Source organism: Achromobacter sp., from assembly GCF_050285565.1.
Taxonomy (GTDB): Bacteria; Pseudomonadota; Gammaproteobacteria; order Burkholderiales; family Burkholderiaceae_B; genus Achromobacter.
The window spans coordinates 83,671-104,800 of record NZ_JBLZXG010000011.1 but is presented as its reverse complement, the minus strand read 5'-3'; the positions used below and the strand labels follow the sequence as shown (position 1 = coordinate 104,800).

Annotated in this window: 18 protein-coding genes; 13 read left to right on the top strand and 5 right to left on the bottom strand. The window is 68.4% G+C overall.

Annotated elements, in window-relative coordinates; all coding sequences use genetic code 11:
* Nucleotides 1–117: 117 nt before the first annotated feature.
* Both ACN6O8_RS22180 and ACN6O8_RS22175 read right to left on the bottom strand, forming a co-directional pair.
* Complete coding sequence (locus tag ACN6O8_RS22180) at nucleotides 118–1,101, bottom strand: Bug family tripartite tricarboxylate transporter substrate binding protein (protein ID WP_427993142.1); 984 nt, start codon at nucleotides 1,099–1,101, stop codon at nucleotides 118–120.
* 175 nt (nucleotides 1,102–1,276) lie between these two features.
* A complete protein-coding gene (locus tag ACN6O8_RS22175) occupies nucleotides 1,277–2,176 on the bottom strand; it encodes a LysR family transcriptional regulator (protein ID WP_427993141.1) in 900 nt (299 codons plus the stop codon).
* Between the two features lie 148 nt (nucleotides 2,177–2,324).
* Between ACN6O8_RS22175 and ACN6O8_RS22170 the strand changes: the two genes are divergently transcribed.
* The 4 genes from ACN6O8_RS22170 to ACN6O8_RS22155 all read left to right on the top strand — a co-directional run bounded on the left by ACN6O8_RS22170 (nucleotide 2,325) and on the right by ACN6O8_RS22155 (nucleotide 6,889).
* Nucleotides 2,325–3,239, top strand: coding sequence for an SDR family NAD(P)-dependent oxidoreductase (locus tag ACN6O8_RS22170; RefSeq protein ID WP_427993140.1), 915 nt, complete (start codon nucleotides 2,325–2,327; stop codon nucleotides 3,237–3,239).
* Between the two features lie 7 nt (nucleotides 3,240–3,246).
* Nucleotides 3,247–4,107 (top strand): MaoC/PaaZ C-terminal domain-containing protein, encoded by an 861-nt coding sequence (locus ACN6O8_RS22165; protein WP_427993139.1) that lies wholly within the window; start codon nucleotides 3,247–3,249, stop codon nucleotides 4,105–4,107.
* A complete protein-coding gene (locus ACN6O8_RS22160; protein WP_427993138.1) occupies nucleotides 4,104–5,342 on the top strand; it encodes a CaiB/BaiF CoA transferase family protein in 1,239 nt (412 codons plus the stop codon). The genes ACN6O8_RS22165 and ACN6O8_RS22160 overlap by 4 nt, the downstream gene beginning before the upstream one ends.
* A 113-nt stretch (nucleotides 5,343–5,455) precedes the next feature.
* Nucleotides 5,456–6,889 (top strand): methyl-accepting chemotaxis protein, encoded by a 1,434-nt coding sequence (locus ACN6O8_RS22155; RefSeq protein ID WP_427993137.1) that lies wholly within the window; start codon nucleotides 5,456–5,458, stop codon nucleotides 6,887–6,889.
* Nucleotides 6,890–7,001: 112 nt separating this feature from the next.
* On the opposite strand, the gene ACN6O8_RS22150 is transcribed toward ACN6O8_RS22155, so the two are convergent.
* Nucleotides 7,002–8,525 (bottom strand): fumarate hydratase, encoded by a 1,524-nt coding sequence (locus ACN6O8_RS22150; RefSeq protein WP_427993136.1) that lies wholly within the window; start codon nucleotides 8,523–8,525, stop codon nucleotides 7,002–7,004.
* A gap of 239 nt (nucleotides 8,526–8,764) precedes the next feature.
* Nucleotides 8,765–9,532, bottom strand: a complete 768-nt coding sequence (locus tag ACN6O8_RS22145; RefSeq protein ID WP_054416447.1) for a crotonase/enoyl-CoA hydratase family protein — start codon at nucleotides 9,530–9,532, stop codon at nucleotides 8,765–8,767.
* 260 nt (nucleotides 9,533–9,792) lie between these two features.
* Between ACN6O8_RS22145 and glyQ the strand changes: the two genes are divergently transcribed.
* From glyQ to def, 8 genes are all read left to right on the top strand, one after another.
* Nucleotides 9,793–10,704 (top strand): glycine--tRNA ligase subunit alpha, encoded by a 912-nt coding sequence (gene glyQ / locus ACN6O8_RS22140; protein ID WP_006388861.1) that lies wholly within the window; start codon nucleotides 9,793–9,795, stop codon nucleotides 10,702–10,704.
* Entirely contained in the window at nucleotides 10,705–12,843 is a 2,139-nt protein-coding gene (gene glyS, locus ACN6O8_RS22135) for a glycine--tRNA ligase subunit beta (RefSeq protein WP_427993135.1), read from the top strand.
* Nucleotides 12,840–13,379 (top strand): D-glycero-beta-D-manno-heptose 1,7-bisphosphate 7-phosphatase, encoded by a 540-nt coding sequence (gmhB, locus tag ACN6O8_RS22130; RefSeq protein WP_427993134.1) that lies wholly within the window; start codon nucleotides 12,840–12,842, stop codon nucleotides 13,377–13,379. The genes glyS and gmhB overlap by 4 nt, the downstream gene beginning before the upstream one ends.
* On the top strand, nucleotides 13,379–14,107 hold the full coding sequence (locus ACN6O8_RS22125) for a lysophospholipid acyltransferase family protein (RefSeq protein WP_427993133.1): 729 nt from the start codon (nucleotides 13,379–13,381) through the stop codon (nucleotides 14,105–14,107). Before gmhB ends, ACN6O8_RS22125 begins: the two co-directional genes overlap by 1 nt.
* Nucleotides 14,094–15,071: a M48 family metallopeptidase gene (locus ACN6O8_RS22120; RefSeq protein ID WP_427993132.1), complete on the top strand. Its 978-nt coding sequence runs from the start codon at nucleotides 14,094–14,096 to the stop codon at nucleotides 15,069–15,071. Before ACN6O8_RS22125 ends, ACN6O8_RS22120 begins: the two co-directional genes overlap by 14 nt.
* Nucleotides 15,072–15,127: 56 nt before the next feature.
* Nucleotides 15,128–16,270: a 2-aminoethylphosphonate--pyruvate transaminase gene (locus ACN6O8_RS22115; protein ID WP_427993131.1), complete on the top strand. Its 1,143-nt coding sequence runs from the start codon at nucleotides 15,128–15,130 to the stop codon at nucleotides 16,268–16,270.
* A gap of 11 nt (nucleotides 16,271–16,281) precedes the next feature.
* Nucleotides 16,282–16,677, top strand: coding sequence for a lactoylglutathione lyase (gene gloA / locus ACN6O8_RS22110; RefSeq protein ID WP_049071490.1), 396 nt, complete (start codon nucleotides 16,282–16,284; stop codon nucleotides 16,675–16,677).
* A 286-nt stretch (nucleotides 16,678–16,963) separates the two neighbouring features.
* Entirely contained in the window at nucleotides 16,964–17,497 is a 534-nt protein-coding gene (gene def / locus ACN6O8_RS22105; protein ID WP_175131131.1) for a peptide deformylase, read from the top strand.
* Here the strand turns inward: def and ACN6O8_RS22100 are convergent.
* Nucleotides 17,485–19,752, bottom strand: coding sequence for an acyl-CoA dehydrogenase (locus ACN6O8_RS22100; protein WP_427993130.1), 2,268 nt, complete (start codon nucleotides 19,750–19,752; stop codon nucleotides 17,485–17,487). The two genes, def and ACN6O8_RS22100, sit on opposite strands and share 13 nt — an antisense overlap.
* Before the next feature lie 148 nt (nucleotides 19,753–19,900).
* Here ACN6O8_RS22100 and ACN6O8_RS22095 point away from each other — a divergent pair, with 148 nt between their 5' ends.
* The gene (locus ACN6O8_RS22095) at nucleotides 19,901–21,130 is read left to right on the top strand and encodes a nucleoside recognition domain-containing protein (protein WP_427993129.1); all 1,230 of its coding nucleotides are present in this window, start codon (nucleotides 19,901–19,903) and stop codon (nucleotides 21,128–21,130) included.

Below are 21,130 nucleotides of genomic sequence, written 5' to 3'. Positions count from 1 at the left end.
GCAAATGTAATGCAAAGTAAGAATGTGCGCTATAACGGCGTGAGCGCCGTTCGGCCGGCGGGCAGGCATCCCCCGGTGCGCCGGACTGGGCGGATGCAGGCCCCGCTGCGAGGGGGGTCACTCCAGCTTGATGCCGGCGCGGCCAATCACCTCCCGCCATTTTGCGACTTCCGCCTGCACGAACGCGCCAAACGCCTGCGCGCTGCCGGGTTTGGGCTCCGCCCCCGCCGCCACCATGGCCTTCGCCGTCGCCGGGTCGGACAGGACCTTCACCATATCGGCATTGACCCGCGCCACGATTTCGGCGGGCGTCCCTTTCGGCGCCATCACCCCGCTCCACGAATACGCCTCGTAGCCCGGCAGGCCCGATTCGGCGATCGTCGGCACCTGCGGCAGCATGCTCGATCGCGACGGGTTCCCCACGCCCAGCGCCCGCACCTTGCCGCTCTTCAGGTGCGGCACCGCCGACGGGCCATCCGCGAACATCACCTGCACTTGCCCGCCCAGCAGGTCCTGCATTGCCGGCGCGCTGCCCCGATAGGGGATGTGCTGGATCTTCACGCCCGCCATCGCGTTGAACAGTTCGCCGGCCAGGTGCGTGCCCCCACCGGTGCCTGAAGAGCCGAACGACAGCTTGCCGGGATGCGCCTTCGCGTAGGCGATCAGTTCGCTGACCGATGTCACCGGCAGCGAGGGATTGACCACCAGCACGATCGGGAACACCGCCGCCATGCCCACCGGCACGAAATCTCGGTTGATGTCGTAGGTCAGGTTGTCGCGCAGGCTGGGCAACACGGCATGGTGGATGGAGGCGAAGAAGAAGTTGTAGCCATCGGGCTCGGCCTTGGCGGCGAACTGCGCGCCGACGATGCCACCCGCGCCGGAGCGGTTGTCCACCACCGTCGGCACCGACCACAGGTGGCCCAGCGGCTGCGCGGTGAAGCGCGCGGTGGTGTCGACCGGCCCGCCCGCGGGAAACGGCACGATGAATGTCACGGCGTGGCCGGGCCAGGTGGCGGCGCGGGCGAAGGGGGTCAGCAAAGTCGAGGCGCACGCGGCGCCCAGCCCCGCGATGACGCGGCGGCGTTGATGGTCTGGCATGGCAGTCTCCTGGGTCTCGTTCTTGTCGATGGCGCGCCGGGGTTTTTTTATTATTTGCCGCGTAGCCGCTTTTGCCGCTACACATTTTCAGAAGCCCCTCTTTCGCCGCGACACCGGGTTCGCCGACCAGCCACTCTCTCGCGCCGCCACGGCGTCGCGGCGACCACTGGCGCCGCTATTGTCCGCGCGCGGCGCGCTGCACGTGTTCGATGAAGCACTCGGCGAAACTGGGCAGGTCGCGGCCGCGCTGGCGGCACAGCAGCCGGTCGCGCAGGGCCCAGGGGTCGTCAAGCTTGAGCACGTGCAATGCATCGGGCCGGCTGTAGCGCGCGGCGCAGGCGCGCGGCACCACCGCGATGCCGGCGCCGGCCTCGACCATGCGGCAAACGGCCTCGAAGCTGCCCACGTGCACGCGCTGGCAGATGCGCTTGCCCAGGCCGCTGGCGATGTCTTCCAGGAAGGTCTGGATGGCGCTGTCGGGATGGATGCCGACGAACGGATAAGCGTCGATCAGGTCGGCGAAATGGGCCGACTTCGACGCCGCCAGCGGATGATCCAGCGCCGTGACCACGGTGAGTTCATCGCGGAACAACGGCGTCACGTCCAGCCCCTCGACGTCGATGTTGCCGGCCACCAATCCCAGGTCGCCCGCGCCCGCGCGGATGGCGATGACGATGTCGCCCGAGATCTTCTCTTCGAGTTCGACGTCGACGTCCGGGTTCTCGGCCAGGAAGGTCGACAGCGCGTCGGCCAGGAACGAATTGGTGGCGGTGGTGTTGGCCAGCAGGCGCAGCCGACCCTTGAGGCCGCTGGCATAGGGCTGCAGGTCGGCATTCAGGCATTCGAGCTGGCGGAACACCGCGTTGGCATGCTTGAGCAACACCTCGCCGGCCGGCGTCAGCGCCACGCCCGTGGCCATGCGCACCAGCAACCGCGCCTTGAAGGCTTCTTCCATGTGCTTGACGCGCGCGCTGGCGGCGGGCAGCGACAGGAAAGTGCGCTCGGCCGCGCGGGTCAGGTTGAGCGTCTCTCCCACGTTCACGAAGAGCCGCAGGTCAGTCAGATCATGTCTCATGTTCCACCACACAGAAGGGGGGCATTTCTAATTTTGAATTCTTCGAATGCCGTCACGAACATACCATGGGGCAACCCCGTAAACCATACGGTTTGACGCGGAACTGTTTCCCACGCGGCGCGCGCCGCGGCATCAGGAGTAAGTCCCAATGAGCGGCATTGTTTCCGGCAAGGTAGTGGTCGTTACAGGCGCGGGCGGCGGCATCGGCCGCGGCATCGCGCTGGCCATGGCGCGGGCGGGCGCCAAGGTGGTGGTCAACGACATCGGCGTCTCGCTCTCCGGCGAAGGCGGCGGCGAAGGCCCCGCGCAGGCCGTGGTGCGTGAAATCACCACGGCCGGCGGACTGGCCGTGGCCAACACCGACAGCGTGGCGGCGTACGACAGCGCCAGCCGCGTCATCCAGACCGCCATCGATGCCTTCGGGCGCATCGACGCGGTGGTCAACAACGCCGGCAACCTGCGCGACCGCGTGTTCCACAAGATGAGCGAAGCGGAATGGCGCCAGGTGATCGACGTGCACCTGCACGGTTCGTTCTTCATGAGCCGCGCGGCGGCGCCGTATTTCCGCGAACAGGAATCGGGCGCCCTGGTGCACATGACGTCCACCTCGGGCCTGATCGGCAACTTCGGCCAGGCCAACTACGCCTCCGCCAAGCTCGGCATCGTGGCGCTGTCCAAGTCGATCGCGCTGGACATGGCGCGCTACAACGTGCGCTCGAACTGCATCGCGCCATTCGCCTGGAGCCGCATGACCAGCTCCATTCCCGCCGAGACCGACGAGGAAAAGGCGCGCGTCGAAAAGCTCAAGAAGATGGAAGCCGACAAGGTCGCGCCGCTGGCCGTGTACCTGGCCAGCGATTCGGCCAGCGCCATCACCGCGCAGGTGTTCGCGGTGCGCGCCAACGAGATCATGCTGATGAGCCAGCCGCGGCCGCTGCGCAGCGTGCATTACAGCGAAGGCTGGACGCCCGAACTGATCGGCGAGATCGCCGTGCCCGCCATGCGCAAGCACTTCTACGCGTTGGAGCGCTCGCCCGACGTGATCGACTGGGATCCCATCTGAGGCCGCCATGCCGCTCGACTATGCAACCGTGAAGCACTGGCGTTTCGACGATGTGCGCCAGCACTACGACGACAAGGACACCATGCTGTACGCGCTGGGCATCGGCCTGGGGCAGGACCCCGAGGACACCCGTCAGCTTCGTTACGTGTACGAAAAGGACCTGCGCGCCTTTCCCACCATGAGCGTGGTGCTGGGCTACCCCGGATTCTGGATGAGCGACCCGCGCGCCGGTATCGACTGGGTTCGCCTGGTGCATGGCGAACAGCGGCTGGCGGTGCACGCGCCGCTGCCCACGTCCGGCACCGTGATCGGCAGGAGCCGCGTCACCCACGTCATCGACAAGGGCGCGGACAAGGGCGCCATCGTCATCACCGAACGCACGCTGCACGACAGCGCCGGCGCGCACCTGGCGACCTTGCGGCAAAGCACCTTCTGCCGCGGCGATGGCGGCTTCGGCCGGGGCGACCCCAGTCCCGAGCCGCTGCCCGCCGCGCCGCAGGGCGAACCGGAGCGCCGCTGCGAACTGCGCATTTCGCCGCAGGCGGCGCTGCTGTACCGCCTGAACGCCGACCGCAATCCGCTGCACGCCGACCCCGAAGTCGCCCATCAGGCCGGCTATCCCAAGCCCATCCTGCATGGCCTGTGCTCCTACGGTGTTGTCGCGCACGCGCTGGTGAAGACCTGGTGCGACTACGACGCCTCGCGCCTGACCCGGCTGGATGCCCGATTCTCGGCGCCGGTCTATCCGGGCGAGACCCTGCAGTGCGATATGTGGCGCATGCCGGATGGCCAGATCCGCTTCGTCACCCGCGCGGTTGAACGCGACATCATCGTCATGAGTCACGGCGCCGCCGAGGTGCAACCATGACGCGCCCGCCCGCATTGGACGGCATCCGCGTGCTGGACCTGTCGCGCATCCTGGCCGGCCCCTGGTGCACGCAGAACCTGGCCGACCTGGGCGCCGACGTCATCAAGATCGAACGCCCCGGCGTCGGCGACGACACCCGCGCCTGGGGGCCACCGTTCCTGAAGGACGGCAATGGCATCGACACCAACGAATCCGCCTACTACCTCAGCGCCAACCGCAACAAGCGCTCGGTCGAAGCCGACATGGCCACGCCGCATGGCGCCGCGCTGATCCGCGAGCTGGCGGCGGTCAGCGACATCCTGGTCGAGAACTTCAAGGTCGGCGGACTGGCCAAGTATGGCCTGGACTACGCCAGCCTGAAGGCCATCAACCCGCGCCTGATCTACTGCTCGGTCACCGGCTTCGGCCAGGACGGGCCGTTCGCGCGGCGCCCCGGCTACGACTTCATGATCCAGGGCATGGGCGGCCTGATGAGCATCACCGGCGAACGCGACGACCTGCCCGGCGGCGGACCGCAGAAAGCGGGCGTGGCGGTGACCGACATCGTCACCGGCATGTATGCCACCGTGGCCATCCTGGCGGCCTTGCAGGAACGGCACCGCAGCGGGCTCGGGCAGCACCTGGACATCGCGCTGCTCGACAGCCACGTTGCGCTGCTGGCCAACCAGAATTCCAACTACTTCAATTCCGGCGTGGCGCCGACGCGCGCCGGCAACGCGCACCAGAACGTGGTGCCCTACCAGGTGTTCGCCGCCAGCGACGGTCACCTGATCGTGGCCACCGGCAACGAATCGCAATACCGCGCCTATTGCAAGGCCATCGGCGCGCCGGCGCTGGGCGACGATCCGCGCTTTGCCACCAACCGGCTGCGCGTGACCCACCGCGAGGAACTGGTGGCGATATTGGCCGCCATCATGCGCCAGGGCACACGGGACGACTGGATCGCCAGGCTGGAAGCGGTCGGCGTGCCCTGCGGGCCGATCAACAACATCGCCCAGGCCTTCGCCCATCCGCAGGCACAGGCGCGGCAACTGCGCCGCGACCTGCCGCATGCGGCCGGCGGTGTCGCCCCCGTCACGGCCAGTCCGCTGCGCTTTTCGGAGTCGCCGGTGGTGTACCGGCGCGCCCCGCCGCTGCTGGGCCAGCACACCGAGGAGGTGCTGCGCGAGGTGCTGGGCAAGTCGCCACAGGCCATCGCCGAATGGATGGCAACGCATCGGCGCAGTGCTGATTGACTCACGCACATATCGGACAACATAACGAATGAAGGCTCGCATCCGGCGAGGGTTTTGATTCTATGATTCGGGCCACCGATTCATTCACCGCCCATCGCGCCGAGCGAGCCTCCATGCCAGCGATCCGCCCCCTCAAGCGCCTGTTCCGTCGCGAACGCGACACCCGAAATGCCGACCTGCAAGGGCAGCTCGCAGCCATCCACAAGGCGCAGGCGATCATCGAGTTCGACCTGGACGGCCATGTGCTGACCGCCAACCGCAACTTCCTCGACCTCATGGGCTACGAGCTGGACGAACTGGTGGGCCAGCATCACCGCCTGTTCGTCGCGCCCGACCGCCGCGATTCGCCGCAGTACCAGGCCTTCTGGGACAAGCTCAAGCGCGGCGAATACGACGCCGGGCGCTACCGCCGCATCCACAGGGACGGCAGCGACGTCTGGCTGCAGGCCAGCTACAACCCGATCCTCGACCCGCACGGCCGCCCCTTCAAGGTGGTCAAGTACGCGATGGACGTCACCGAGCAACAGCGCCGCCAGGCCGACACCGAGGGCCAATTGGCGGCCATCTCCAAGGTGCAGGGCATCATCGAGTTCGAACTGGACGGCACCATCATCCGCGCCAACGACCTGTTCCTGGACGCGATGGGCTATCGCGAGGACGAACTGCGCGGCCGCCATCACAGCATGCTGGTGCTGCCCGAGGAAGTGCGCGCCCCGGCCTACCAGGACTTCTGGCGCAAGCTGCGCGGCGGCCAGTACGACACCGGCCAATACCTGCGCATCGGCAAGAACGGCCGGCGCGTCTGGATCGAGGCCAGCTACAACCCCATCTTCGACGCCGAGGGGCGGCCGTTCAAGGTGGTGAAATTCGCCACCGACATCACCAAGCGCTTCACCGCCGCGCAGACGCTGCGGGTGGCGGTGCAGGGCCTGACCGAAAACGCCGAACGCGCCAGCCAGGCCAACACCCTGGCGCGCGATGCCTGCCGCGTTGCCGAAGAGGGCGGCAAGACCGTGACCGGCGTGGTGGCCACGATGGGCGCCATCACCGACAGCTCGCGGCGCATCTCGGAAATCATCGGCGTGATGGACGGCATTGCCTTCCAGACCAACATCCTGGCGTTGAACGCCGCGGTCGAGGCCGCGCGGGCCGGCCCGCACGGCAGGGGCTTCGCGGTGGTGGCCGCGGAAGTGCGCAGCCTGGCGCAGAACAGCGCGGCCGCGGCCAAGGAAATCAAGGATCTGATCACCACCTCGGTCGAGCAGATCGGCAACGGCGCCGAACAGGTGCAGTCCGCCGGCACGACCATGGAGAACATCGTCACCTCGTCGCGCCGCGTCACCGAGATCATGGGCGAAGTGGTGGAGGTGTCGCTGGCGCAGTCGGCCAAGCTGGGCGAGGTCACCGAGGACATCACCCAGATGACGGCCGAAGCGGCCCAGGAACTGCAAAGCGTCTACGACGCGCAGGCCAGTCCCGTGAAGGCCCGGACAACGGCCGGCGCGCGGACGCCCGCGCGGCCAGCGCTGGAATACGTGCGCTACTGACCGGGCGCGATCCGGCGGACGAACCCCATGACGCCCCCACTCGGACGCGCCGGGCATCGCCAAAAAAATCGGGCGCCCTGATCGGCGCCCGATTTGCGTTGCCGCCGCCGGCTTACGCCACGGCGACCGGGATCTTGCCGATCCTGGCCTGCCATTCCTTCGGCCCCGTGGTGTGAACCGAGGTGCCCTGGGCGTCAACCGCCACGGTCACCGGCATGTCCTTCACGTCGAACTCGTAGATGGCTTCCATGCCCAGATCGGCGAAACCCAGCACCTTGGCGCCACGGATCGCCTTGGACACCAGATAGGCCGCGCCGCCCACGGCCATCAGGTAGGCCGAGCCGTGCTTCTTGATCGACTCGATGGCGACCGGGCCGCGCTCGGACTTGCCGATCATGGCGATCAGGCCGGTCTGCTCCAGCATCATGTCGGTGAACTTGTCCATGCGGGTCGCGGTGGTCGGGCCGGCCGGGCCCACCACTTCGTCGCGCACCGGGTCGACCGGACCGACGTAGTAGATGACGCGGTTGGTGAAGTCCACCGGCAGCGGCTCGCCCTTGGCCAGCATGTCCTGGATGCGCTTGTGCGCGGCGTCGCGGCCGGTCAGCATCTTGCCCGACAGCAGCAGGGTCTGGCCCGGCTTCCAGCTGGCGACTTCTTCCTTGGTCAGCGTGTTCAGGTCGACCTGCTTGGACTTGTTGTAGTCCGGCGCCCAGTGCACTTCCGGCCATTCGGACAGCGACGGCGGCTCCAGGCGCGCCGGGCCCGAGCCGTCCAGCTCGAAGTGGGCGTGGCGGGTGGCCGCGCAGTTCGGGATCATGGCCACGGGCTTGGAGGCCGCGTGCGTCGGGAAGGTGTTGATCTTGACGTCCAGCACCGTGGTCAGGCCGCCCAGGCCCTGGGCGCCGATGCCCAGCGCGTTGACCTTTTCGTACAGTTCAATGCGCAGCTCTTCGAGCTTGTTCTGCGGGCCGCGGGCCAGCAGCTCGTACATGTCGATGTCTTCCATCAGCGACTGCTTGGCCATCAGCATGGCCTTTTCGGCGGTGCCGCCGACGCCGATGCCCAGCATGCCCGGCGGGCACCAGCCGGCGCCCATGGTCGGGACGGTCTTGAGCACCCAGTCCACCAGCGAATCGCTGGGGTTGAGCATGGCGAACTTGGACTTGTTTTCCGAACCGCCGCCCTTCGAAGCCAGTTGCACGTCGACCTTGTCACCCGGGACCAGCTCGACGTGCAGGATACAGGGGGTGTTGTCGCGGGTGTTCTTGCGGGCGAACAGCGGATCGTCCAGCACCGAGGCGCGCAGGGGGTTGTCCGGGTTCAGGTAGCCGCGGCGCACGCCTTCGTCGCACAGTTCCTGCAAGGTGCGCTTGGTGTCGAAACGCACGCCCATGCCGACCTTCAGGAACACGTTGACGATGCCGGTGTCCTGGCACAGCGGGCGCTTGCCCTCGGCGCACATGCGCGAGTTGGTCAGGATCTGGGCCATCGCGTCGCGCGCGGCCGGGCTTTCCTCGCGCTCGTAGGCGCGGGCCAGGTGGCGGATGTAGTCGACGGGATGGTAATAGCTGATGAACTGGATGCCATCGGCTATCGACTGGATGAAGTCTTCTTCTTTGATGAGGACGGACATGGCGATATGCGGATTACGAAGGGAAACGTGAAAACGCGGCCGACCTACCGGCCAGCCGCGCGGGTGAAAGGATTACTTTTGCCGCCGGGCCGCCCCAAGGCAAAAAGCCCCTTGGGGGCAGCCAGCTCGCATGGCGAGCGCAGCGAGGGGGGGTATTCCCCCGCCGGGCCGCCCCAAGGCAAAAAGCCCCCTTGGGGGGCAGCTAGCTCGCGCAGCGAGCGCGGCGTGGGGGCATTCATTCATTTGCCTTGCCAGACCGGCTTGCGCTTTTCCGCGAAAGCCGTGGCGCCTTCCTTGGCATCGGCCGACGAGAAGATGTGGGCGATCAGCGGCCGCTGGCGGCTGAACATCTCTTCCTGGGTCCAGTCGCCGGACTGCGCCACGATGCTCTTGGCGGTCTGCACCGACAGCGGGCCGTTCTCGACGATGGCGCGGGCCAGCTCCAGCGCGCCGGCCAGGGCGCCGCCCGGCTCGGTCAGGCGATTCACCAGGCCAAAACCGTAGGCGCGTTCGGCGCCCAGCATGTCGCCGGTCAGGATCACTTCCATGGCGATGTGGTACGGCAGGCGGCGCGGCAGGCGCAGCATGCCGCCGGCGCCGGCCACCAGGCCGCGCTTGACCTCGGGCAGGCCGAACTTGGCGTTGCTGGCGGCCACGATCAGGTCGGAGGCCAGGGCCATCTCGCAGCCGCCGGCCAGCGCATAGCCTTCAACGGCCGCGATCAGCGGCTTTTTCGGCGGCGCTTCGTTCAGGCCGGCGAAACCGCGGCCTTCCACGTATGGGCGCTGGCCCGACTTGGCGAAGGCCTTCAGGTCCATGCCCGACGAGAAGGTGCCGCCCGCGCCCGTCAGGATGCCGATGCGCACGTCGTCGCGGCTGTCCAACTGATCGAGCGCGGCGGCCATGGCCTGGGCGGTTTCCAGGTTGATGGCGTTCTTGGCCTCGGGACGGTTGATGGTGATGATCTGGATGCCGTCGGCGACTTCCACCTTGATCAGGTCAGACATGCGGATGCTCCTTCCGGGGTGTGGGAATATTGGTTTTATATAAGACAGGGTCAACCCGGAATGATACGACCAATGGCAGGCCGCCGCAGGGCGCCGCCGGCGCAATGTCCGCCAGAAGCACGCCGCGCCGGATATGTAACCGCGAGGATGTAACGGCGAATCCCGGGGGGCGGCCCCCAGGGCCGCCCCGGGCCAGTTAAAATGCCCGGTTTCCCACGCCCACGGCAGACGTCGCCCGGCGACCGAATTCCAAGAATCCTATGCTCACCTTTCAGCAAATCATCCTTACGCTCCAGGAATACTGGGACAAGCAGGGTTGCGCCCTGCTGCAGCCCTACGACATGGAAGTCGGCGCCGGCACCTCGCACACCGCCACCTTCCTGCGGGCGATCGGCCCGGAACCCTGGCGCGCGGCCTACGTGCAGCCCTCGCGCCGTCCCAAGGACGGCCGCTACGGCGAAAACCCCAACCGCCTGCAGCACTATTACCAGTACCAGGTGGTGCTGAAACCCGCGCCCCCGGAAATCCTGGACCTGTACATCGGCTCGCTCAAGGCGCTGGGCATCGACCCCACGCAGCACGACATCCGCTTCGTCGAGGACGACTGGGAAAACCCGACGCTGGGCGCCTGGGGCCTGGGCTGGGAAGTCTGGCTCAACGGCATGGAAGTGACCCAGTTCACCTACTTCCAGCAGGTCGGCGGCCTGGATTGCACCCCGACCACGGGCGAAATCACCTACGGCCTGGAACGCCTGGCCATGTACCTGCAGGACGTGCAAAGCGTGTACGACCTGGTCTGGACCGAAGGCGCCAACGGCCGCCGCGTGCTGTACCGCGACGTGTTCCACCAGAACGAAGTGGAGCAGTCCACCTATAACTTCGAGTATTCGTCGGCCGAGATGCTGTTCGCGCACTTCAACGACTACGAGGCCGAGGCCAAGCGCCTGATGGACGTGCCGCTGGCGCTGCCCGCGTACGAAGCCACCCTGAAGGCCGCGCACACCTTCAACATGCTGGACGCGCGCGGCGCGATCAGCGTCACCGAACGCGCCGCCTACATCGGCCGCATCCGCAACCTGTCGCGCGCCGTCGCGCAGGCCTATTACGATTCCCGCGAACGACTGGGCTTTCCCATGCTGGGCCGCGACAAGGCCGCCGGGGAGGCTGCATAAATGACGACGAACATCCGCCCCCTGCTGGTCGAACTGCTGACCGAAGAACTCCCGCCCAAGGCCCTGCAGAAGCTGGGCCAGGCTTTCGCCGAAGGCGTGCGCGCCACGCTGGCGCGCCACGGACTGCTGGCCGCCGACTGCACCGTGCAGCCCTACGCCACGCCGCGCCGCCTGGCGGTGCGCCTGTCGGCCGTGCTGGCCCAAGCGCCCGACCAGGCCTACGCCGAAAAGCTGATGCCGGTGAAGATCGGCCTGACCGAAGACGGCAAGGCCACCCCGGCGCTGCAAAAGAAACTGGCCGCCAAGGGCCTGGAGAGCATCGACCTTTCCACCCTGGAACGGGAATCCGACGGCAAGCAGGACTACCTGGTGGCGCGCGGCACCGCGCCCGGCGCCGCGCTGGCGGCCGGCCTGCAGGAAGGCATCGACGCGGCCATCGACGGTCTGCCGATTCCCAAGGTCATGCGTTATCAATTGGCCGATGGCGTCACCACCGTCAAGTTCGTGCGCCCGGCGCACGGCCTGATTGCGCTGTTCGGCGCCGATGTCGTGCCCGTGACCGCCCTCGGCCTGGCCGCCGGCCGCGAAACCCTGGGCCACCGCTACATGAGCAGCGGCGCCATCGCCATCGCCGATGCCGACGCCTACGCCGCCACCCTGGCCGAGAAGGGCCGCGTGGTGGCCTCGTTCGAAGGCCGCCGCGACGAGATCCAGCGCCAGTTGCTGGAACACGCCGGCCGCCTGTCGGCCACGCTGGGCGACGACCCGGAAGTGGCCGCCCTGCTCGATGAAGTCACCGCCCTGGTCGAACACCCCACCGTCTACGTGGGCCAGTTCGAGGAACAGTTCCTGCAAGTGCCGCAGGAATGCCTGATCCTGACCATGCGCCTGAACCAGAAGTACTTCCCCTTGTTCGACCCGGCCAGCGGCCGCCTGACGCACCGCTTCCTGATCGTGAGCAACATGCACACGGACAACCCGGTCAACATCATCGAAGGCAACCAGCGCGTGGTGCGCCCGCGCCTGGCCGACGCCCAGTTCTTCTTCGAAACCGACCGCAAGACGCCGCTGGCCGCGCGCGTCGAGCAACTGGGCTCGATCGTCTACCACAACAAGTTGGGCACCCAGCTCGAACGCGTCGAACGCGTGCGCGCCATCGCCCGCGATGTGGCCGGCAAGCTGGGCGGCGATGTCGCCGCCGCCGACCGCGCCGCGCTGCTGGCCAAGGCCGACCTGGGCTCGAACATGGTGGGCGAATTCCCTGAGCTGCAAGGCATCATGGGCGCCTACTACGCCGCCGGCGACGGCGAGCCGGACAGCGTGGTGCAGGCGCTGCGCACCCAGTACCGCAACCGCTACGACACGCCGGTCGCGCAGGGCGACCTGACCGCCGCCACCCTGTTCATCGCCGAACGCGCCGAGACCCTGGTCGGGATCTGGGCCATCGGCCTGGCGCCCACCGGCGAACGCGACCCCTTCGGCCTGCGCCGCGCCGCGCTGGGCCTGATCAGCGCCTTCGAGCAACTGGCCGCAGGCGGCTGGCTCAAGCTCAACCAGGACGGCCCGCTGTCGCTGGACGGCCTGCTGGCCGCCACCGCCGCCACCTTCCCGGCTGGCAAGATCCCCGCCGACACGCTGGCGGAAGTGCGCGCCTTCATCTACGAACGCTACCGCAACCAGCTGATCGGCGAGCACGACCGCAACGCGGTCGAGGCTGTCATCGCCCTGGCGCCGCCGCTGCACCAGGTGGCCGAGCGCGTGCGCGCCGCCGCCGCCTTCGCGCAGATGCCCGAGGCGGCCAGCCTGGCCGCCGCCAACAAGCGCATCGGCAACCTGCTCAAGAAGGCCGAAGGCGAGATCGGCGCCGTCAATGCCGACGCGCTGGTCGAGCCCGCCGAAAAGGCGCTGGCCGCCGCCATCGCCGCGCTGCGTCCGCAGGCCGAGGCACAACTGGCCGCCGGCGACTTCGCCGCCAACCTGCGCACGCTGGCGCAGGCGCGCGAGCCGGTGGACGCCTTCTTCGCCGACATCATGGTCATGGCCGAGGACCCGGCGGTGCGCGCCAACCGGCTGGCGCTGCTGGGCCAGTTGCATACCCTGATGAACCAGGTCGCTGACATCTCCAGGCTGGCACAGTGAAACTCATCATCCTCGACCGCGACGGCGTCATCAACCAGGACAGCGACGCATTCGTCAAGACGCCCGACGAATGGATCGCGCTGCCCGGCAGCCTGCAGGCCATCGCCCGCCTGACGCAGGCGGACTGGACGGTGGTGGTCGCCACCAACCAGTCGGGCCTGGCCCGCGGCCTGTTCGACATGGACACGCTGACCGCCATCCACACCAAGATGCGGCGCGAGCTTGCCGCCGTGGGCGGCAGCGTCGACGCCATCTTCATGTGCCCGCACGGCCCGGACGACGACTGTACCTGCCGCAAGCCGCGTCCCGGCCTGTTCGAACAGATCGGCCACCGCTACGACGTCGACTTGGCCGGGGTGCCGGCCGTGGGCGACTCGCTGCGCGACCTGCAGGCCTCCAGCGCCGCCGGCTGCTCGCCGTGGCTGGTGCTGACCGGCAACGGCAAGAAGACGCTGGCCAAGGGCGGCCTGCCGGATAACACCCGGGTCTGCGATGACCTGTCGGCCGTGGTCGACGCCCTGCTGCAGGACAACTGATGGCCCGGCTGCGCTCATTCCTTTACTTCCTGTTCCTGGCCATCACGGTCATTCCGTACGCCTTCGCCTGTGTGCTGTGGGCGCCGCTGCCGCAGCACCTGCGCTACAAGCTCACGGTGGGCTGGCCGCGCCTGGCGATCTGGGGCGCCAAGGTCATCTGCGGCATCCGCTGGCAGGTCAAGGGTTGGGAGAATCTGCCGGACGGCCCGGCGGTGCTGCTGTCCAAGCACCAGTCGGCCTGGGAGACCCTGTTCTTCCCGGCCTACATGCCGCGCGAGGTCTGCTTCGTCTACAAGAAGGAACTGCACCTGGTGCCGTTCTTCGGCTGGGGCCTGGCGCTGCTGCGCATGATCGCCATCGACCGCGCCAGGGGCCGCGACGCCTTCGAACAGGTGGTCACGCAGGGCCAGGCCCGTCTGAACGAAGGCCGCTGGCCGCTGCTGTTTCCCGAGGGCACCCGCGTGGCGCCGGGCAAGAGCGCGCGCTTCAAGATGGGCGGCGCGCTGCTGGCCTCGCGCACCGGCGCGGTGGTGATCCCGGTGGCGCACAACGCTGGCGAATGCTGGCGCCGCAATGCCTTCGTCAAGTACCCGGGCCTGGTTACGCTGTCCATCGGACCCGCGATAGAATCGAAGGGAATCTCCCCCGACGAACTGAACCGCAAAGTCCAGGACTGGATCGAAGGGGAAATGCGGCGTCTCAATCCAGAAAGGTATGCCCAGCACTGACCAGCTCGAACTCCTGTTCGACGTGCAAGACACCGACGCGTCCACGTGCGCGTCGGCGCTGACCGCGTCCCCCGCGCCGTCGCGGCAGGCGCCGCAGGCCACGCCGCCCGCCCCGCTTTTTCCTCCCGCCGCGCCCAAGCCTGCCGGTGAACCGCTGCTGACGCTGTCGCCCAACGCCGCGGCGCGCGTGCCCACCCCCTGCCCCGATCCGCTGCCCCCCGGCGCCCGCTGGCGCGAGGTGGACACCGATCCGCAACCCATCGGCTTCGTGCTGCTGCGCTCGCGCCGCCGCAGCATTGGCTTCGTCATCACCGACGACGGCCTGCGCGTGACCGCGCCCAACTGGGTCACGCTGGCGCAGATCGACGACGCGGTGCGCGAAAAATCCCGCTGGATCGTCGCCAAGCTGCGCGAATGGCACAACCGCAAGCAGCAATTGGCCATGGCGCACACGCGCTGGCAGGCCGGCGGCGAACTGCCCTACCTGGGCAAGCGCATCGTGCTGGGCGTGGGCGGCGACAGCCGCCAGACCCGCCTGTCCGGCGACGCCGAAGCGCCGGCCGACGGCGACACGCTGTGGCTGGCCCTGCCGGCCGATGCCGACCAGGGCCGCATCCGCGACGCCGCCCAGGCCTGGCTGCAACAGCGCGCCGGCGCCTGGTTCGGCGCCCGGCTGGCGCACTTCCTGCGGGTCAGCGGCCTGAAGATCCGCCGCTGGCGCCTGTCGTCGGCGGCCACCCGCTGGGGCTCGTGCACCAGCGACGGCAACATCATGCTGAACTGGCGCCTGATCCATTTCGCGCCGGCCATCATCGACTACGTCATCGCGCACGAACTGGCGCACCTGCGCGAAATGAACCACAGCCAGGACTTCTGGCGCGAAGTCGGCCAGATCCTGCCCGACTTCGAGGAAGCGAAAAACGTGCTGCGACGCCACGATCCGGCCTCGCTGCCCCAGTTCTAGGATCGGCGCGAGACACCCTTGCCCCGCCACCGGCCCCGCCCCCACGGAGACAACCCATGCTTCTGCTGATTCCCGGCCCGGTCACCACCGATGCGCGGGTGAAGGCCGCCATGGCGCAGGACTATGCGCCCTGGGACAATGAATTCCGCGCCTTGTACCGCGAGGTCTGCGCCGGCGTGCTGCGCGCGGCCGAAGCCGACGCGGACACGCACGTGGCGCTGGCGCTGCCGGGCTGCGGCCACTTCGCGGTGGAAGCCGCGATCCGCACCCTGGTGCCAGCCGGCGGCCGCCTGCTGGTGCCGTCCACCGGCGCCTACGCCGGCCGCCTGCAAAAGCTGGCCGCCGAGGCCGGCCGCGTCGCCGTGCCGCTGTACGTGGGCCTGCGCGATCGCGTCGATCCCCAGGCCGTGGCGCAGGCGTTGGAACAGGACCCGACCCTGACGCACGTGGCGCTGGTCTATAGTGAGACCGGCAGCGGCATCTGCCACGACGTGCCCGAACTGGCCCGCATCGCCCACGCGCTGGGCCGCCGCGTCATCGTCGACGCGGTCTCGGCCTTCGGCGCGCTGCCGCTGGAAATGCGCGCCCTGTCGGCCGTGGACGCCGTGGTGCTGACCGCCAACAAGTGCCTCGAAGGCCTGCCCGGCGCCGCCTTCGTGGTGGGCCGCCGCGACAGCCTGGAAGCGGCGCGCGGCAACGCCGGCAGCTGGTCGCTGGACCTGGCGGACATCCACCAGCACACGCTGGCGCCCAATGCCGGTCCGCGCTTCACGCCGCCAGCGCCGACGCTGGCGGCGCTGGCCGTGGCCCTGTCGCTGTATCATCAGGAGGGCCGCGAAGCCCGCCTGGCGCGCTACACCGCCAACATGCGCACCCTCTACGACGGCGTGGCCGGCCTGGGACTGACCCCCTACCTGCCGCCCGCGCTGCAAGGCCCGATCGTCGTCAACGTGCACGCGCCCGACGCGCCGACCTGGAACCTGCAACTATTCGTGGACGCGCTCAAGCGGCGCGGCTTCGTGCTCAGCAATTTCACCAACACCGAACTGCCCACTTTCCGGGTCGGTTGCATCGGCGCCTTCGGGCCCGACCGGATGCGGCTTGCGGTCGACGCCATGGGCGGCGCGCTGCAAGACCTCGGCATAACGCGGGAATCCGCCGGACACGTCCACGGCTTCCCTTCACCTCTCATCGCTTAAGGAATTCCGCCATGCGTATGCTCCACACCATGCTGCGAGTCGGCAACCTCGACAAGTCCATCGACTTCTACACCAACGTGCTCGGCATGCGCGTGCTGCGCCGCAACGACTACCCCGACGGCAAGTTCACACTGGCCTTCGTCGGCTACCAGGATGAATCCGAAGGCGCCGTCATCGAGCTGACCCACAACTGGGACACCGACAAGTACGACCTGGGCAACGGCTACGGCCACATCGCCCTGGAAGTCGACAACGCCTACGAAGCCTGTGACAAGGTCAAGGAACGCGGCGGCAAGGTCACCCGCGAGGCCGGCCCGATGAAGCACGGCACCACCGTGATCGCCTTCGTGGAAGATCCGGACGGCTACAAGATCGAGTTCATCCAGAAGAAAGGACGGGTGGATTGAGGCCCCCACGCCGCGCCCACCACGTGGGCTAGCTGCCCCCCGAGGGGGCGCTTTCCCCTTGGGGCGGCCCGGCGGGGAATTAAGCCCCCACGCCGCGCCCACTACGTGGGCTAGCTGCCCCCCGAGGGGGCGCTTTCCCCTTGGGGCGGCCCGGCGGGGAATTAAGCCCCCACGCCGCGCCCACTACGTGGGCTAGCTGCCCCCCGAGGGGGCGCTTTCCCCTTGGGGCGGCCCGGCGGGGAAAGTCCCCTTCTAACGACAGACCACTTCTTTTTTCACCATTGCCATGATCCACACCATCCTCAAAATGGGCGATCCCCGGCTGCTGCGCGTCGCGCCGCCGGTCGAGCGCTTCGATACCCCCGAGCTGCACGCCCTGATCGAAGACATGTTCGAGACCATGGCGGCGGCGCAAGGGGTGGGCCTGGCCGCGCCGCAGATCGGCGTGGACCTGCAACTGGTCATCTTCGGCTTCGACCGCAACGAGCGCTATCCGGACGCGCCGGCGGTGCCGCAGACGATCCTGTGCAATCCGGTCATCACGCCGCTGTCCGACGACATGGAAGACGGCTGGGAAGGCTGCCTGTCGGTGCCGGGCCTGCGCGGCCTGGTGCCGCGCTACCGCCACATCCGCTACCAGGGCAAGGATCCGTACGGCCGCGACATCGAGCGCGAGGCCGAGGGCTTCCACGCCCGCGTGGTGCAGCACGAATGCGACCACCTGATCGGCCGGCTCTATCCTTCCCGGATCCAGGATTTCTCGAAGTTCGGCTTCACTGAAATCCTGTTCCCCGGCATGGATCCGAATCAGGACGACTGATCGTGCCGCGGCGCCGGGCGCGGCTGGCCCGCGTCCGGCGACAATGCTTCCGGCGCGAAATCATCCACCTGCAACACCCGCGCGACGATGGCCTCGGCCTCTTCGAGCTGCGCGGCTTGCGACGCCGTGATCGCACCGTGCCGGTGCGCCTCGCGCCAGTCGCGCACGCCCGACTGGCGCAGCCGGTCGCGGATCGGCTGCACTGCATCCACCAGCGCGAAGGCCCGGGTCAGCAGCGCCAGCGGATCATCGCCTTGATCGCCATCGGCAGCCGCGCGTTGCAGATCCGCCGCCAGCCGCACATGCGTGGGCGACGGCTTGAGCAGCAATTCCGCGCACTCCCGGCTGAGCGCGTCGTCCGGGCCCTTGGCCAGCCGCAGCGGCAGGATGGCGGCGCGCAATGCCCAGGCCAGCGGCCGGCCGGGCAGGTTCGACAGCACCTGGTCCATGCGCTTTTCGATCTCGGCGTAACCCTGTTCCATGCACCAGCGCACCAGCGGCAGGTCGTCGTGCTTGCGCCCGTCGTCCTCCCAGCGCTTGAGCACCGCCGACAGCAGGTAAAGCTCGGCCAGAATGTCACCCAGCCGCGCCGACAGCATTTCGCGGCGCTTCAGGCCGCCGCCCAGCCGCGCCAGCGCGGCGTCGGCCAACAGGGCGAAGCCGGCCGCATAGCGGCCCAGGCGGCGGTAATGACCGGCGGTAGGGCCGGATACCGGTGACGGCGCCAGCACGCCGCCGGTCCAGGCGCGGCCGATGGCGCGCAGCGTGTTCATGCCGGTGTGGCGCAGGTGGCGCCAGAACACGTCGTGAAACACCTCCATGCCGCGCTCTTCATCGGGATTGCCCAGCGCCAGGATCTCCGGCATCAGGTAGGGATGGGCGCGGATCGCGCCCTGGCCGAAGATGATCAGGTTGCGCGTCAGGATGTTGGCGCCCTCGACCGTGATGGCGATCGGCACCGCGCGGTACAGCGCGCCCAGGTAGTTGCTGGGCCCGTCGATCACCGCGCGGCCGGCATGCACGTCCATGGCGTGGTTGACCGACACCCGCATGCGCTCGGTAGCGTGGTATTTCATGATGCCGGACACCACCACGGGCTTAACCCCCTGGTTCAGCGCCGCGCAGGTCAGGCGCCTGGCGGCCTCCACCAGGTAGGCGTTGCCCGCCAGGCTGGCCAGCTTTTCCTGTACGCCCTCGAACTTGCCGACGGGGATGCCGAACTGTTCCCGCACCCGCGCGTACATGCCGGTGGCGTGCGCGCTCATCACGCACGCCGCCGCCGACAGCGACGGCAATGAAATGCCGCGCCCCGCCGCCAGCGCGCTCATCAGCATCTGCCAGCCATGGCCGGCGTGTTCGACGCCGCCGATCAGCGCGTCCAGCGGCACGAACACGTCGCGGCCGCGGTTGGGGCCATTCTGGAACACCTGCATCGCCGGCAGGTGGCGGCGGCCGATTTCGACGCCGGGCGCGTCGGTCGGCACCAGCGCCACCGAAATGCCGATGTCGCGCGCGCCGCCCAGAATGCCGTCGGGGTCCGACATCTTGAACGCCAGCCCCAGCACCGTGGCCACCGGCCCCAACGTGATGTAGCGCTTGTGCCAGTTCAGGCGCACGCCGATCAGTTCGCGGCCATCCACCACCTGGCGGCAGACCACGCCCGTATCCACCATGGAGGCGGCATCCGAGCCGGCCTCGGGGCTGGTCAGGCCAAAGCACGGCACCTCGCGGCCATCGGCCAGCCGCGGCAGCCAGTAGTCGCGCTGGGCCTGGGTGCCGAACTGCATCAGCAACTCGCCCGGCCCGAGCGAATTCGGCACCATGACCGTGACGCCGGCGGTGATCGAGTAGGCGGAGATGCGACGCACCACCTCGGAATGCGCATAAGGGGAAAAGCCCAGGCCGCCGTGGCGCTTGGGAATGATCATGCCGAAAAAGCGCTGGGTCTTCAGGAAGGCCCAGATTTCAGGCGGCAGGTCGCGCCGGTGCCAGGTGATGTCCCATTCGTCCAGCATGGCGCACAGTTGCGCCACCGGGCCGTCGATGAAGCGCTGTTCATCGGGCGTCAGGGCGGCCGCCGGCACGTCCAGCAGCTTGCGCCAGTCGGGGTTGCCGGTGAACAGGTCGGCTTCCCACCACGTGTCGCCAGCCTCGATGGCTTCGCGTTCGGTGGCCGAGAGCGGCGGCATCGCGTTGCGGGCCCAACGGTACGCGGGTTCGGAGATACGGCGCCGGCGCCATGCGTTGAAATCCATGTGCTCTCTCTCGTTCAATGCCACTAGGCATATCCGGGCAAAGTACCAGAATTGAGCCGCCGGGGCCAAACCGCGCCGGTCCGAGTCTGCGACAATGGGCCTCCCCCGCGCTGGGACGCAATCCAATCGCTATCCGGGCACACACCGCATGCTGAACAAACTCTGGCTGGGCTTTTTCCTGACTGCCGCCGCGGCCGCCCTCTACCGCTGGCTGGCCATCGGCGACCCGGACGTATTCCGCGCCATGGTCGCCAGCCTGTTCGACATGGCGCGGGTGTCGGTGGAGGTGATGGTGCTGCTGTTCGGCACGCTGACGCTGTGGCTGGGGTTCCTGCGCATCGCCGAGGGCGCCGGGCTGGTGGAACGGCTGGCGCGCCTGCTGGGGCCGCTGTTCGCGCGCCTGATGCCGGAGGTGCCGCGCAACCACCCCGCGATCGGCTTGATCACGCTCAACTTCGCCGCCAACGGTTTGGGCCTGGACAACGCCGCCACGCCCATCGGCCTGCGCGCCATGCGCGAACTGCAATCGCTCAATCCCAAACCCGATACCGCCAGCAATGCCCAGATCCTGTTCCTGGTGCTCAACGCCTCGTCGCTGACGCTGCTGCCGGTGACGCTGTTCATGTTCCGCGCCCAGCAGGGCGCGGCCGACCCGACGCTGGTGTTCCTGCCGATCCTGCTGGCCACCAGCGCATCGACGCTGGCGGGCTTGCTGGCGGTGGCGGCGTGCCAGCGCCTGCGCCTGATCGATCCCGTCGTGATGCTGTGGCTGGGCGGCGCGGCGCTGCTGCTGGGCGGCTTCATGGCGCTGCTGGCCGGCATGTCGGCCAGCGCCATCGCCGCGCTGTCGTCGCTGATGGGCAACCTGGCGCTGTTCGGCATCCTGCTGGCCTTCCTCATCGCCGGCGCCTGGAAGAAGGTGCCGGTCTACGAGGCCTTCATCGAGGGCGCCAAGGAGGGCTTCGACATCGCCAAGAGCCTGCTGCCCTACCTGGTGGCGATGCTGTGCGCGGTGGGCGTGCTGCGGGCCTCGGGCGCGCTCGACTTCCTGCTCGACGGCATTCGCTGGGCCGCCTCGCACGCCGGCTGGGATACGCGCTTTGTCGACGCGCTGCCGACCGCGTTGGTCAAGCCGTTCTCGGGCAGCGCGGCGCGCGCCATGATGCTCGAGACCATGACGCATTTTGGGGTGGACAGTTTCCCCGCGCTGCTGGCGGCGGTGGTGCAAGGCAGCACCGAAACCACCTTCTACGTGCTGGCGGTGTATTTCGGTTCGGTCGGCATCCTGCGCGCGCGCCACGCGGTGGGTTGCGCGCTGGCCGCCGACCTGGCCGGCGTGCTGGCGGCCATCGGCGTGTGCTACTGGTTCTTCGGCTGA

Coding starts and splice junctions, on each gene's coding strand:
- ACN6O8_RS22180 (WP_427993142.1), bottom strand. CDS start 1,101: ATGCCAGACCATCAACGCCGCCGCGTCATCGCGGGGCTGGGCGCCGCG.
- ACN6O8_RS22175 (WP_427993141.1), bottom strand. CDS start 2,176: ATGAGACATGATCTGACTGACCTGCGGCTCTTCGTGAACGTGGGAGAG.
- ACN6O8_RS22170 (WP_427993140.1), top strand. CDS start 2,325: ATGAGCGGCATTGTTTCCGGCAAGGTAGTGGTCGTTACAGGCGCGGGC.
- ACN6O8_RS22165 (WP_427993139.1), top strand. CDS start 3,247: ATGCCGCTCGACTATGCAACCGTGAAGCACTGGCGTTTCGACGATGTG.
- ACN6O8_RS22160 (WP_427993138.1), top strand. CDS start 4,104: ATGACGCGCCCGCCCGCATTGGACGGCATCCGCGTGCTGGACCTGTCG.
- ACN6O8_RS22155 (WP_427993137.1), top strand. CDS start 5,456: ATGCCAGCGATCCGCCCCCTCAAGCGCCTGTTCCGTCGCGAACGCGAC.
- ACN6O8_RS22150 (WP_427993136.1), bottom strand. CDS start 8,525: ATGTCCGTCCTCATCAAAGAAGAAGACTTCATCCAGTCGATAGCCGAT.
- ACN6O8_RS22145 (WP_054416447.1), bottom strand. CDS start 9,532: ATGTCTGACCTGATCAAGGTGGAAGTCGCCGACGGCATCCAGATCATC.
- glyQ (WP_006388861.1), top strand. CDS start 9,793: ATGCTCACCTTTCAGCAAATCATCCTTACGCTCCAGGAATACTGGGAC.
- glyS (WP_427993135.1), top strand. CDS start 10,705: ATGACGACGAACATCCGCCCCCTGCTGGTCGAACTGCTGACCGAAGAA.
- ACN6O8_RS22125 (WP_427993133.1), top strand. CDS start 13,379: ATGGCCCGGCTGCGCTCATTCCTTTACTTCCTGTTCCTGGCCATCACG.
- ACN6O8_RS22120 (WP_427993132.1), top strand. CDS start 14,094: ATGCCCAGCACTGACCAGCTCGAACTCCTGTTCGACGTGCAAGACACC.
- ACN6O8_RS22115 (WP_427993131.1), top strand. CDS start 15,128: ATGCTTCTGCTGATTCCCGGCCCGGTCACCACCGATGCGCGGGTGAAG.
- gloA (WP_049071490.1), top strand. CDS start 16,282: ATGCGTATGCTCCACACCATGCTGCGAGTCGGCAACCTCGACAAGTCC.
- def (WP_175131131.1), top strand. CDS start 16,964: ATGATCCACACCATCCTCAAAATGGGCGATCCCCGGCTGCTGCGCGTC.
- ACN6O8_RS22100 (WP_427993130.1), bottom strand. CDS start 19,752: ATGGATTTCAACGCATGGCGCCGGCGCCGTATCTCCGAACCCGCGTAC.
- ACN6O8_RS22095 (WP_427993129.1), top strand. CDS start 19,901: ATGCTGAACAAACTCTGGCTGGGCTTTTTCCTGACTGCCGCCGCGGCC.